We start from the raw sequence: 13,115 nt of genomic DNA on the forward strand, positions 1-13,115 counted from the left end.
AACGGAACTACTTTGGCAGAACACCACAGGTTGAGTCGGACATCCCCGCCGAGCGGCAGAGCGTCGGATGCCCGGGCCAGACTGGTGCGCATGATCCAGACACTCGCCGTAGCCGGATACAGGTCACTCGTCGACCTCGCCCTCCCCCTCGGGCGCCTGACCGTGGTGACCGGAGCGAACGGCACCGGCAAATCGAGCCTGTACCGGGCACTCCGCCTGCTCGCGGCCGGGGCATCCGGCGACGCCATCGGCGCCATCGCCGAGGAAGGCGGGCTCGACTCTGCACTGTGGGCGGGCCCCGAGACGCCCGCGGGGGCGGGCGCACAGGGAACGGTGCGGCGCGATCCCATCTCGCTCCGGCTGGGAGTAGCGACAGACGATCTGGGCTACCTGGTCGACTACGGACTGCCCCAGGCCGACAAACTCAGCGTCTTCGCCCGCGATGCCGAGATCAAACGCGAGCAGATCTTCGCCGGCGCCGTGGCGCGACCAGCCGCGACGCTCGTCGACCGGACGCGCGCCGCGGTGCGCGTGCGCCGCGACGGATGGATCGATGCCGATCAGCGCCTCGCGCCCTTCGAGAGCATCCTGACCGATCTCGGCGATGGCGACGCCGCGCCGGAGACGCTTTCGGTGCGACGGATGCTGCGCGCCTGGCGGTTCTACGACCACTTCCGCACGGACCGGGAGGCCCCGGCGCGGCATCCGCGAGTCGGTACACGCACGCAGACACTCGCTCACGGCGGCGAGAACCTCGCGGCGGTGTGGGCGACGATTCAGGATGCCGGACACGGCGATGCCCTCGCGCGCGAGGTGGCTCGTGCGTTTCCCGGCGGACGGGTGGAGGTCGCGGCATCCGGGGGCCTGTTCCGCCTGCTCATGCACCAGCCCGGCCTGTTGCGGCCCCTCGAGACGACCGAACTATCGGATGGGACGCTCCGATACCTGCTGCTGTGCGCGGCTCTACTGCCGGCCCGGCCCGCTCCCCTGCTCGTGCTGAACGAGCCCGAGTCGAGCCTTCATCCCGAGCTGCTCGATCCGCTCGGGGCGCTGATCAACGCGGCATCGGAAGAGAGCCAGATCATCGTCGTGACGCACGCCGACAGGCTGGCCGCGTCGCTCGCGAACGCGGGCGCCGACATCGTGCGGCTGGAGTCGACGGGCTACGGCACGCGCATCGAGGGTCAGGGCATGCTCGACGTCCCGTCATGGCACTGGCCCTCGCGCTGACCGCACCAGGTGCCGCCGTTCAGCGCATCCGCGCGCCCGCAAACGATTCGGTGCGTCAGTCGCGGATGCTGGCGCCGAAACGCTCGGCCGCAGCCGCGACACCGGCGAGCTTGGCGTCCGTCGCCTCGGCCGCCGTGAGCGTCCGATCCGGGGCCCGGAACCGCAGAGCGAACGTGAGGCTCTTCGATCCCTCGGGCACGCCCGTGCCGCGGTAGTCATCGACCAGCCGCACCGACTCGAGCAGTTCGCCCGCGCCCTGCTCGAGCGCCGAACGCACATCGGCGGCCGGTACATCCGCCGCCACGACGAGCGACACATCCTGCGTCGCCGCGGGGAAGCCCGACAGCGACGCCGCGACGACCCGCGACGACACGAGCGAGAGCAGCAGATCGAGATTCAGCTCGGCCACGATCACACGACCGGGAAGATCGGATGCCTCGGCCACCGCCGGCAGCAGCTCACCGACGTACCCGACCTCGACACGCGTCTGATCGGGACCGTCCACCGAAAGCACACCGGTCCGGCCCGGGTGGAGCGCCGCGCGTCGTCCTTGTGCGACGTCGATCGACACTCCCGCCGCCGCAGCGATCACGCGCACGGCGTCGAGCGCCGCGCCGAGGTCTGCGGACTCGGCCGCGCGGGCGGGCTGCTTGGGTGCCAGGTTTCCGGTGAGCAACACGGCGACGTGCCGCGGCTGCGGCGGGATCGACGCGTTCAGCTCGGCGAGCACATCATCGCTCGGCCGCTCGGCGAGCGGCGGCACGAATGACGTGCCGTACCCGACCCCGGGCTCGGGCAAAAACACGCTGCCGGTCTCGAAGATCGCCAGATCCGTCAGCCCGCGCGAGAGATTGCGGTGCGCCGCCTGCAGCAGCGCGGGAACCAGCGAGCGCCGCAGGAACGGCGACTGTCCGTCCAGCGGATTCGCGAGCTTGATACTCGGCAGGTGCTCACCCGAGACCGACCCGTGCAGGTCGTTCAGGGCCTCGGTCGTGAAGGGGAACGACGGGGTCTCGACGAAGCCCGCCGCGGCGAGCGCGTTCGCCACGCGGCGGCGGCCCTGCTGCGCCTCGGTCAGCCCGCGACCGGAGGGTGGTGTCGGCAACACCGAGGGAATCTGGTCGTAGCCCTCGATGCGCGCGACCTCTTCGGCCAGGGTCCATTTGTCCGTCAGGTCGGGGCGCCACGACGGCGGCGTCACGTCCCAGCCGGCGGCCGTCTCGTCGACGACGCATCCGATCAGCTCGAGCGCGCCGCGCACCCGCGCGGGCTCGTAGTCGACGCCGATGACGCCAGACACGAAGCTCGCCGGCAGCGCTATCGCCTGCCGTTGATAGGTGGTGAACAGGGCGCCGCCGAGCGAATCGACCGTGCCCCCCGCGAGCTCGACCATCAGGTCGACGACACGCTGGGCCGCGACAAACGGGATCAGCGGGTCGACGCCGCGCTCGAAGCGACGGGATGCCTCGGACGGCAGCTTGTGCCGACGTGCCGTGCGCGCGATCGAGACGGTGTCGAAGATCGCGGCCTCGATGAGCACATCGCGGGTCGCGTCGCTCATCTCGGTCGGACCGCCGCCCATGACGCCCGCGAGACCGATGGGCCCGGAGTCATCCGTGATCAGCAGGTCTTCCGGATCGAGGGTGCGATCCTTGCCGTCGAGGGTCGTGAGGTGTTCGCCCGCACGGGCACGGCGCACCGTGATGCCGCCCGAGAGCGCATCGAGGTCGTACCCGTGGATCGGATTGCCGAGCTCGAGCATGACGTAGTTGGTGATGTCGATCAGCACACCGAGCGAACGGATGCCCGCAAGAGTGAGCCGCGCGATCATCCACGGCGGGGTCGGTGCCGAGGCATCCACCCCACGAACGACGCGAACCACGAACTCCGAGGCACCGACGCGCCCGCGGAGGGGGGCATCGTCGGCAACGGCGACGGCGAAGCCGGAACCCGGCTCGACCTCGCCCCAGGGACGCAGGCCCGGATCGCGGAACGCCGCACCGGTCGAGTGCGAGTACTCGCGAGCGACACCGCGCATCGACAGCGCGTACCCACGGTCAGGCGTGACGTTGATCTCGACCGCGACGTCGTCGAGCCCGAGCAGAGCAATAGCGTCCGTACCGACGGGTGCGTCGATGCCGAGCTCGCTGAGGCGCAGGATCCCCGCGTGCTCATCACCGAGCCCGAGCTCCTTCGCGGAAGCGATCATGCCGTCCGACACATGACCGTAGGTCTTGCGCGCGGCGATCGGGAAGGGTCCGGGCAGCACGGCGCCGGGCAGCGTCACAACGACCTTGTCGCCGACGAAGAAGTTGCCGGCACCGCAGACGATCCCGTGCACGGCAGGGCCACCATCGGCGGCGGTCTCGCCCTCCGGCGCAACCTGAACCTGGCACCAGCGGATCGTCTTGCCGTTCGACTGCGGCTCCGCCTCGAACGAGAGCACCTCGCCGACGACGACGGGACCCGTCACCTCGAACCGGTGCACGTCCTCTTCTTCAAACCCGACGCGCACGAGCGCTTCGAGCACGTCCTCCGGCGAAGCATCCGTCGGCACATCGACGTACTCGCGCAGCCACGAGAGCGGAACACGCATCAGACCACCATCCCGAACTGCTCGCTGAAACGCACATCGCCCTCGGCCATATCGCGCATGTCTTGCACGTCGCTGCGGAACATCAGCGTCCGCTCGATGCCCATTCCGAATGCGAAGCCCGAGTAGACCTCGGGGTCGATGCCCGCGGCGCGCAGCACGTTGGGGTTGACCATGCCGCAGCCGCCCCACTCGATCCAGCGGGCGCCGCCCTTGAACGTCGGATGCCAGAGGTCAAGCTCTGCCGACGGCTCGGTGAACGGGAAGTAGTTGGCACGGAAGCGCGTCTTGGCCTCGGGTCCGAACAGCACCCGCGCGGCGTGATCGAGGGTGCCCTTGAGGTGCGCCATCGTGATGCCCTTGTCGACGACGAGCCCCTCGAACTGCGTGAAGACGGGCAGGTGCGTGGAGTCGAATTCATCCGTGCGATACACCCGCCCCGGGCAGAGCACGTAGATCGGGATGTCGCGCTCGAGCATCGAGCGCACCTGCACGGGGCTCGTGTGCGTGCGCATCACGAGGTGGCGGTCGACCGGGTCGACGAAGAACGTGTCCTGCATCTGCCGCGCCGGGTGGTCGACGTCGAAGTTGAGGGCGTCGAAGTTGAACCACTCGTGCTCGAGCTCGGGTCCCTCGGCGATCTCCCACCCCATCCCGACGAAAATGTCGCTGACCTGGTCTTGCAGGAGGGTGAGCGGATGCCTCGCGCCCACGCGTGTGCGGGACGCCACCGCGGTGATGTCGATCCGCTCCGCTTCGAGCCGCGCGGCCGTCTCGGCCTCGACGAGCTCTTCCTCGCGCGCGGCGAGCGCCTGCGCGACACTTCCACGCGCCTGGCCCATGAGCTTGCCGAACTCGGCCTTCTGCTCCTTCGGCACATCGCGCATGCGGGAGTTCAGCTGCGCAAGGGGCGACCCCTCCCCCGCATGCGCCGCACGCGCGGCCTTGAGCTCTGCGGTGGTCGTCGCGGCGGCAACGGCTGCGAGCGCCGCCGATGCCGCGGAATCGACCGCCTCGGGCGTGATCTCAGGAGTGTCAGACACGAGAGGCGAGTCTACCGGGGCCGGATGCCTGGGCCCGCCGCTCCACGGGAGCTACAGGCCGGAGCCGGATTGGCCCGAGGCACGAGCCATCCCCGAAGCCTCCGCCATCAAGATCGCCTGATCCGGATCGGTCGGCTTGCCGCCGCCGCTCTTCTTGCTGCGCTTGCCCCCGCTTGCCGTGCGGCGCGACAACCACCGTGCGAACCACGACAGCGTCAGGTTGATCGCGAGGTAGATCGCGAGCGACACCGCGAAAAGCGAGAACAGATAGCGGTTGCCGTAGAAGCTCGCGAGTTGATTCATCGTCGTTCGGATCAGTTCGTTGTAGCCCACGATGTAGCCGAGGGAAGTGTCCTTCAACAGGACGACGAGCTGGGCGACGATGATCGGCAACATCTGCCGGAAGGCTTGCGGGAATTCCACGAGCAGCTTCGACTGGAATTCGCGCATGCCGAGCGAGAGCGCGGCCTCGCGCTGACCGCGCGGCAGCGCGACGAGGCCCGCCCGCAGCGCCTCCCCGATGAGCGTCCCGTTGTAGAGAACCAGCGCGATGACGACCGCCCAGAAGGCGCCCGTCGAGGCAACCAGAAGGATGAAGAGCATCATCAGCAGCACGGGCATGCCGCGGAAGAACTCGATGAACACGGCGGTGGGGATGCGCACCCACGCAATGGTCGAACTGCGCATGAGCGAGAGCACGATACCGAGCGCCATCGCGCCCACGGCCGCGACGGCGGCGGCTCGCAGCGTAGCGAGGACACCCTGGCCGATGAAGCCCCAGACGACCGGGTCACTGAAGATGTCCCAGCGCGTCGGCGCGAACATTCCGGGTACGGTCACGCCGCCGGATTCGCGCGGCAGCGCCAGGATGATCACACCCCAGGCGATGAGTCCGGCCACGACGATCAGGCCGACGACGGACGCGATGCGGGATGTCCGCCGCGCGCGAGGACCGGGCGCGTCGAAGAGAACGCTCGGAGCACTCATCGGCCCATCACCACTCTCTTCTCGAGCTGGCCTGCGAAGAGTCCCAGGGGGACGGTCACGACCAGGTAGAGCGCCGCGGTGATGAGAAGGATCGGGATGACGATGTTTCCGTTCGCGTTCGCCAGTTCACGGGTGGATGCGAAGAGCTCGGCGACGAAGAATGCTCCGGCCACCGAGGTGTTCTTCGTGAGCGCGATGAAGACGTTGATGAGCGGCGGGATCGTCATCCGGAACGCCTGCGGGAGAACGACGAGCGTGACGGTCTGACCGAAGCCCAGGCCGATGCTTCGCGCCGCCTCGGCCTGGCCGACCGGCACGCCGTTGATGCCTGAGCGCAGCGCTTCGGCGACGAAGGGCGACGTGTAGTACGTGAGGGCGAAGATCGCCAGCACGACGTAGGGAAGCCGAACTCCGAGGAACGGCACGACGAAAGCGAAGAAGAAGAAGACGAGGGTCAACGGGGTGTTGCGCGCGATCTCCGTCCAGACCGCCCCGAAGACCCGCAGGGAACCGACCGGCGAGATACGCATCGCCGCGATGACGGTTCCGATGACGAGCGCCAGAACGCCGGAGACGGCGAGGAGCAGCAGGGTGACCCGGAAGCCTTCCCAGAACACCGGCATCAGCGAGGCGAGTTGCTCCACGCGATCTCCATTCCTTTCAGGGGGACGGATGCCCCGGACGCAGAATTCTTGCCGCCCGGGGCATCCGCTCAATCAGTAGCGGTCGACCGCGGGCGGGTCGACGTACGGCAGGATCGTTCCGGCCGTGGCGTCCCAGGCGTCCTGGTAGCGACCGTCCTCATAGGCCGCTTCGAGCACGTCGTTGATCCACATGCGGAAGTCGGTGTCATCGAGCGCCAGGCCGATGCCGTAGGGCTCGTCCGTGAACGGCTCACCGACGACCTTGAACTCGCCCTCGTTCTGCGCGGCAAGCCCTGCGAGGATCACGTTGTCCGTGGACACAGCCACGACGGCGCCGCTACGCAGCGGCTCGAGGCAGTTGGAGTAGGTGTCAGTGAGCAACACCTCGGCGCCGAGCGCCTCCAGGTTCGCGGCGGGGGTCGATCCTGTCACCGAGCACACGGGCTGGCCGACCAGGTCATCCTCGCTCTCGATGTCCTCGTTGTCGGCCAGGGTCAGGATCGACTGGCCGGCCATGTAGTACGGACCCGCGAACGAGACGACCTCCTTGCGGGTGTCGTTGATCGTGTAAGTGGCGATGACGAGGTCGACTTCACCGTTCTCGATGAAAGGCTCGCGGTTTGCTGAAACCGCTTCCTTCCAATCGATGTCCTCTGCCGCGATGCCTAGTTCAGCGGCGATGATCTTGCCGATCTCGACGTCGAATCCTTCCGGCTCGTTCGTCGGGCCCATCAGACCGAAGAGAGGCTGGTCGAATTTCGTACCGATCGTGATAGTGCCCGCCTCAGCGAGCTCGGCCATTGTGGTGCCGGCTTCGAACGTGGGCGATTCCTCGGGCTCGACCGAGGTCTCGTCGCCGCTGCCGCCGGCGCATGCCGAGAGCGCGAGCGCGCCGACTGCCGCGAGGCCGATGAGGGAAAGTCGTGAACGTTTCATGTCCTACCTGTCCTTTGCTGTGGGGGTCGCGGGTTGGCGACCTGTTTTGTAGGGCCCCGGCCGCGGTGGCGACCAAGTATTTTCCGGTGCGCTCAGTGCTCGAGGATCTTCGAGAGGAAGTCCTGTGCCCGTTCGCTCTGGGGATTGGTGAAGAACTTCTCGGGGGTCGCCTCTTCGACGATGGCTCCGTCCGCCATGAAGAGCACGCGGTCGGCGGCTTTTCGTGCGAATCCCATCTCGTGCGTGACGACGATCATCGTCATGCCGTCCGCAGCGAGGCCGATCATCACATCGAGAACCTCGTTGATCATCTCGGGGTCGAGCGCGCTGGTCGGCTCGTCCATCAGGATCACCTTCGGGTTCATCGCGAGCGATCGGGCAATCGCGACACGCTGCTGTTGCCCGCCGGACAGTTGATTCGGCATCTTCGACGCCTGGTTGGCGACCCCGACACGATCGAGCAACTTCATCGCCATCTCGACGGCGGCTTTCTTCTTCATGCCACGGACCTTGATCGGCCCGAGCGTGACGTTCTCGAGAACCGTTTTGTGAGCGAAGAGATTGAAGGACTGGAACACCATGCCGACGTCTGCCCGGAGCTTCGCGAGTCCCGCGCCTTCCTCCGGCAGCTTCGCGCCGTCGATCGTGATGACGCCCGAGTCGATCGTCTCGAGGCGATTGACCGCGCGGCATAGCGTCGACTTTCCGCTGCCCGAAGGACCGATCACGACGACGACTTCGCCCCTGTTGACGACGGTCGTGATGTCGCGGAGGACATGCAGGTCACCGAAGTGCTTGTCGACGTGCTCGATGACGACGAGCGGCTCACCGCGCCGTGCTGCGATGTTCGACGTCTTCGGCTGTGCGTCGCTCTGGCTGACCATGAAGCTCACCCTACGCACGGGTCAGAAGAACCGATGCGCCGGTGACACGACCTTTACCGGACCGTAACAGGCGGTCGTCTCTCTCAGATGGAGCGCACGGAACGTTGGGCGAACGCACTCTCGTAGAGGCAGACGCTCGCGGCGGTCGCGAGATTCAGCGATTCCGCGCGGCCGTAGATGGGCAATCTCAGGGCCAGATCGGCGAGCGTGAGCGCCGTGTCCTCCAGGCCGCGGGCTTCATTCCCGAAGAGCCATGCGGTCGGCTCGGTGAGGATCCCGCTGTCGCGTGCCTCGAGCAGATCGTCGCCCTTCACATCGGCTGCGATGACCCGCAGGCCCGCGCCGCGCGCCAGCTCGAGCGCCTCCGCGAGGTCGGTCGTGAGCGCGATGGGCAGGTGGAACAGGGAACCGGTGGTCGCGCGCACGACCTTGGGGTTGTACGGATCGACCGTGCGGCCGGTCAACACGACGGCATCAGCGCCCGCGGCATCCGCTGCCCGGATGATCGTTCCGAGATTGCCGGGGTCGCGAACCTCTTCGCACACCGCGATCAGGCGCGGTGAAGCCCCGAAAACCTCGCGGATCGAAACCGGGAACTGCCGGGCGACTGCGACGACCCCTTGCGGCGTGACGGTGTCGGCCATGGCGTCGAGGACGGCTTCGGTCGTGTACTCGATCTCGACCCCGGCAGCGGAGGCGAGCTCACGCAGCTCACCGTGCCGCTCGATCGCTGTGGGGGTAGCGAAGAACTCGACGATCGCCTCGGGGCGATAGGTCAGGGCTTCGCGAACCGCCTGCGGCCCCTCGAGCAGAAACAGCCCGGTCTCTTGACGGGCGCTTCGTTTGGTCAGCTTTGCGACGGCGCGCACGCGCGGTGAGCGCGGGTTCTCGAGCACCCGCACAGTCTACGGCGCGGCGGTGTCGTACCCGCGAACGCCCGGCGACCCACTCTCCCCCGCCTTCACACAACCCCACCAACCAACCACCAACCACCAACCACCAACCACCCTGGGGCGTCAGAACGACGTTGGGGCGCGGGACACCGCGCCCCAACGAGAATCTGACGCCCCAAGCCGTGCGGAAAGGGATGCGGGAGGGCGACGGATGCCGGAGGCAGACGAAAACCCCGCCTCCGGAGGAGAGCGGGGCATTCGATCGACAGCTGCTTACGCGGATGCCTTGGGTGCCGAGGTGTCGGCCGGCAGAGCAGCCTTGGCCGTGGCAACGAGCGACGCGAACGTGGCGGGCTCATTCACCGCGAGCTCGGCGAGCATGCGACGGTCGACCTGCACACCCGCGAGGCCGAGGCCCTGGATGAAGCGGTTGTACGTGAGGCCGTTCTGGCGGGACGCGGCATTGATGCGCTGGATCCACAGACGACGGAAGTCGCCTTTGCGCTTGCGACGGTCACGGTACGCGTAGACGAGGGAGTGGGTGACCTGCTCCTTGGCCTTGCGGTACAGGCGCGAACGCTGTCCGCGGTAACCGGAGGCGCGCTCGAGGATGACGCGACGCTTCTTGTGGGCGTTTACTGCCCGCTTGACTCTAGCCATTTGTCTTGTTTCCTATCCTGATTCGGCGCGCTCAGCGACCGAGAAGCTTCTTGGCGACCTTGGTGTCGGCCTTGGACAGGACCTGGTCCTGGTTCAGGCGGCGAGTCCGACGACTCGACTTGCCCTCGAGGTTGTGGCGCATACCGGCCTGCTGCTTCTTGAGCTTTCCGCTACCGGTGATCTTGAAGCGCTTCTTGGCACCCGAGTGGGTCTTCTGCTTCGGCATCTCGTTTTCCTTTGCTGAGGCCCCGGAGGGCGTCGTGGGTGTGCACCCGCCGAGGCGGGAGTCGTGTGAGGGGTCCTACTCAGCGGCCGATTCAGCCGTTTCGGACTCTGTCCGGGGGGCGCGAGCCTCGCGTGCGGCCTGCTTGGTCGCGTCGCGCTTGGCGTTCTGCTCGGTCTTGACCTCGGACTTGTTCTTGTGCGGTGCGACCACCATGACCATGTTGCGACCGTCGATCGTGGGGTTCGACTCGACCGTGCCGAACTCGGCGACGTCCTCGGCGAACTTACGAAGCAAACGCACGCCCTGCTCGGGACGCGACTGCTCGCGACCACGGAAGAGGATCATCGCCTTGACCTTGTCTCCGGTCTTCAGGAAGCCCTCGGCGCGCTTGCGCTTGGTTTCGTAGTCGTGCTCGTCGATCTTCAGACGGAACCGGACCTCTTTGAGGACCGTGTTCGCCTGGTTGCGACGAGCTTCCTTGGCCTTCTGCGCAGCCTCGTACTTGAACTTCCCGTAATCCATGATCTTGACCACGGGCGGCTTCGAGTTGGGGGCCACCTCGACGAGGTCGAGCTCTGCCTCCTGAGCGAGGCGCAGTGCTGCCTCGATGCGGACGACACCGATCTGCTCTCCTGCGGGGCCGACGAGTCGGACCTCGGGCACGCGGATGCGGTCGTTGGTGCGGGGATCGCTGATGCGGAACTCCTCTAGATCTGGGTAACCGCACGACGAAGCCGCACGGGGTGGAAGCACCCGGAGACGAGAGTTTCCGGGTGAAGCGAACGTCGCATTCCACCCGGCGCGGAGTTGATACAGCCCGCCGGCCTTGTGCCCAGACCACCGGATGCCTCAGATCGAGACGAGCCAGCGGAGCACGTGTACCCGGTAGCCTGGCCTATGGTCGGCGCGGGTGGGATGCGAATCCTCTTCGAACCGAGACAAAAGTCCCGGAGCCCGCAGAAGTCTAGCAGAGAGCGACACGTGAGCACGATTCCCCCCGAAGACAACGTTTCTGAAGATGTCCAGCCCAGTAGGGAACCGGATGCCGCGACCCAGGCTCGCTGGGAGGAACAGGAGCGTGCCGCCTCGGCCGCTACCCGCGACATCGCGGATGTTCCGGCCGTTGAGATCATCACGACCACCGCGGTTCACCTGTTGAGCGCCGCCGCCGTCAAGACCGGCCTCGCCGACGACCCCGAGAGCCAAACCGACCTCGATGAGGCTCGCAAACTGATCAACGCCCTCGCCGGCTTGATCAGCGCGGCCGCGCCCGAAGTCAGTGACATGCACGCCCGGTCACTGCGCGATGGGCTGCGGTCGGTTCAGCTGGCGTTCCGCGAGGCATCCGTCATTCCCGACCCGATCGGCAAGGGTCCGGGCGAGAAGTGGACAGGACCCGTCACCTGAGTCGACCGGTGGTCAAGGAGCCGAGCGCTCCAGGCGAACCGTGAGCGAGTCGACGAGCGTTGCAATGCGGTCATCGGACGCCCAACGCTGAGCCAGGCGTGCGAGCACCGCATCCAGCTCCGATTGCTCGAGGCCCTGCATCAACGCCAGCTTGACGACCAGTTCCGGAGCGCGGAGTCGCGCGGTCGGGTCGCCGGGCTCCACCGCGAGATCGATGACGGCGAGCTCGCCCCCGACGCTCTCCTGGAGGCCCGCGAACACCTCTGGAGAGGCGAAACTGGGCTCCCAATCGATGCCCTGCGCCAGCGCCCAGACGGCGGGCCGACGGATGACGAACTCGGTCTCGGAGCCCGGATCGACCACGATCAGGTCTGTCCCCTCCCCCACGGCCGCCTGAGCTACGCGGAACATGGGCGTCGGGATCGGTCGGGCCGTGGCATCCCACGCCTGCATCGCCGCGACGCTCGAGAACGCGGGCAGCACCGTGCGCCCGTCGGGCGCGGCCACCGTGACGATCGAGAGTTCCTGCGTTTTGTCCACGGTCAGCCCGGATGGCGCGACCCCCGTCTCGCCGCGTTCCGCAACGAGGGGCACGAGCAGGCGGGCCGAGCGCAAGGAGTCGACCACAGCGGCCTGACCCACCTCGCCCGTGCGGAACGCGGCGAGGGCGACGAGAAAGGCTTCGGGCGCAGAACCGTCATCGCCGGCGTGCGGGTTCGGTTGGAACGCGCGTCCCTCCCAGGGAACGCCCGCCGAGTCGGTGCCGTGCTCGTGCACGCCACCGTCGGGGTCTTCCGGGTCAGCCGGCTGCGACATCCAACGCCTCGGCCAGCGTGAAGGCGCCGGCGTAGAGGGCCCGACCGACGATCGCGCCCTCGACCCCGAGCGGGACGAGTTCGCGCAGAGCCGCGATGTCATCAAGGCTCGAGACGCCCCCCGAGGCCACGACAGGCTTCGGCGTGCGAGACGTCACCTGACGGAGGAGGTCGAGATTCGGGCCCTTGAGGGTGCCATCCTTGGTGACATCCGTCACGACATAGCGGCTGCATCCGGCGGCTTCGAGGCGCTGCAGGACGGTCCACAGGTCGCCGCCGTCTTCGGTCCACCCACGCGCGGCGAGCGTCGTGCCGCGCACATCCAGGCCCACGGCGATCGCCTCGCCGTAACGCGCGATGACGTCCGCCGCCCACTCAGGGTTCTCGAGCGCCGCCGTGCCGAGGTTGATGCGGCTGGCACCGCTCTCGAGCGCGGCTTCGAGCGAGCGGTCGTCGCGGATGCCTCCGGATAGCTCGACCCGCACACCCTTGACCTGCTTGATCACTTTGCGCAGCACCGCGGTGTTGTTTCCGCGACCGAATGCGGCATCGAGATCGACGAGGTGGATCCAGGTTGCGCCTTGCCGGGCGAAATCGAGCGCCGCGTCGACGGGGTCGCCGTGGAAAGTCTCGGTGCCGGCCTCGCCCTGAGTCAGGCGGACGGCCTTACCCCCGGCGACATCGACGGCGGGAAGGAGGACGAGCTCGGGTGTTGCGGAGAAGTCGTTCATGGATCCTCGTGCGTGGGCGGATGCGCCGGTTTTACACCGATTTCGGGTGCCGCGCTGGGCGGTCCG

At 67.5% G+C, this 13,115-nt stretch carries 14 protein-coding genes; 2 read left to right on the plus strand and 12 right to left on the minus strand.

All coding sequences use genetic code 11. The features are described from left to right. Positions 1–90: 90 nt before the first annotated feature. Positions 91–1,230 (plus strand): AAA family ATPase, encoded by a 1,140-nt coding sequence (locus ACT9TC_RS03415; RefSeq protein ID WP_458042033.1) that lies wholly within the window; start codon positions 91–93, stop codon positions 1,228–1,230. A 55-nt stretch (positions 1,231–1,285) separates the two neighbouring features. Here the strand turns inward: ACT9TC_RS03415 and pheT are convergent, their stop codons facing one another. The 10 genes from pheT to infC form a co-directional block, all read right to left on the minus strand. Beyond that, the gene (gene pheT / locus ACT9TC_RS03420; RefSeq protein ID WP_458042034.1) at positions 1,286–3,826 is read right to left on the minus strand and encodes a phenylalanine--tRNA ligase subunit beta; all 2,541 of its coding nucleotides are present in this window, start codon (positions 3,824–3,826) and stop codon (positions 1,286–1,288) included. Beyond that, on the minus strand, positions 3,826–4,866 hold the full coding sequence (gene pheS / locus ACT9TC_RS03425; protein WP_458042035.1) for a phenylalanine--tRNA ligase subunit alpha: 1,041 nt from the start codon (positions 4,864–4,866) through the stop codon (positions 3,826–3,828). Before pheS ends, pheT begins: the two co-directional genes overlap by 1 nt. 51 nt (positions 4,867–4,917) lie before the next feature. Continuing rightward, positions 4,918–5,853 (minus strand): amino acid ABC transporter permease, encoded by a 936-nt coding sequence (locus tag ACT9TC_RS03430; RefSeq protein ID WP_458042036.1) that lies wholly within the window; start codon positions 5,851–5,853, stop codon positions 4,918–4,920. Next, a complete protein-coding gene (locus tag ACT9TC_RS03435; RefSeq protein WP_458042037.1) occupies positions 5,850–6,497 on the minus strand; it encodes an amino acid ABC transporter permease in 648 nt (215 codons plus the stop codon). Before ACT9TC_RS03435 ends, ACT9TC_RS03430 begins: the two co-directional genes overlap by 4 nt. Before the next feature lie 72 nt (positions 6,498–6,569). Beyond that, positions 6,570–7,433 carry a transporter substrate-binding domain-containing protein gene (locus ACT9TC_RS03440; protein ID WP_458042038.1) on the minus strand — a complete coding sequence of 288 codons (864 nt, stop codon included), beginning with the start codon at positions 7,431–7,433 and terminating at the stop codon, positions 6,570–6,572. Between the two features lie 92 nt (positions 7,434–7,525). Continuing rightward, a complete protein-coding gene (locus ACT9TC_RS03445; RefSeq protein ID WP_458042039.1) occupies positions 7,526–8,317 on the minus strand; it encodes an amino acid ABC transporter ATP-binding protein in 792 nt (263 codons plus the stop codon). 83 nt (positions 8,318–8,400) lie between these two features. Continuing rightward, entirely contained in the window at positions 8,401–9,213 is an 813-nt protein-coding gene (locus ACT9TC_RS03450; RefSeq protein ID WP_458042040.1) for a TrmH family RNA methyltransferase, read from the minus strand. A gap of 270 nt (positions 9,214–9,483) precedes the next feature. Next, a complete protein-coding gene (gene rplT, locus ACT9TC_RS03455) occupies positions 9,484–9,870 on the minus strand; it encodes a 50S ribosomal protein L20 (protein WP_036301883.1) in 387 nt (128 codons plus the stop codon). A gap of 31 nt (positions 9,871–9,901) precedes the next feature. Next, positions 9,902–10,096: a 50S ribosomal protein L35 gene (rpmI, locus tag ACT9TC_RS03460; protein ID WP_036301881.1), complete on the minus strand. Its 195-nt coding sequence runs from the start codon at positions 10,094–10,096 to the stop codon at positions 9,902–9,904. A gap of 75 nt (positions 10,097–10,171) precedes the next feature. Continuing rightward, on the minus strand, positions 10,172–10,849 hold the full coding sequence (infC, locus tag ACT9TC_RS03465) for a translation initiation factor IF-3 (protein WP_458042041.1): 678 nt from the start codon (positions 10,847–10,849) through the stop codon (positions 10,172–10,174). A gap of 228 nt (positions 10,850–11,077) precedes the next feature. Between infC and ACT9TC_RS03470 the strand changes: the two genes are divergently transcribed. Continuing rightward, positions 11,078–11,503: a DUF1844 domain-containing protein gene (locus ACT9TC_RS03470; RefSeq protein ID WP_458042042.1), complete on the plus strand. Its 426-nt coding sequence runs from the start codon at positions 11,078–11,080 to the stop codon at positions 11,501–11,503. A 12-nt stretch (positions 11,504–11,515) separates the two neighbouring features. Here the strand turns inward: ACT9TC_RS03470 and ACT9TC_RS03475 are convergent, their stop codons facing one another. Continuing rightward, positions 11,516–12,319: an SseB family protein gene (locus ACT9TC_RS03475; protein ID WP_458042043.1), complete on the minus strand. Its 804-nt coding sequence runs from the start codon at positions 12,317–12,319 to the stop codon at positions 11,516–11,518. Next, positions 12,303–13,049, minus strand: coding sequence for a bifunctional 1-(5-phosphoribosyl)-5-((5-phosphoribosylamino)methylideneamino)imidazole-4-carboxamide isomerase/phosphoribosylanthranilate isomerase PriA (gene priA / locus ACT9TC_RS03480; protein WP_100813756.1), 747 nt, complete (start codon positions 13,047–13,049; stop codon positions 12,303–12,305). The genes ACT9TC_RS03475 and priA overlap by 17 nt, the downstream gene beginning before the upstream one ends. Between the last annotated feature and the right edge of the window lie 66 nt (positions 13,050–13,115).

The sequence above is a fragment of the Microbacterium sp. HM-570 genome, from assembly GCF_054165885.1.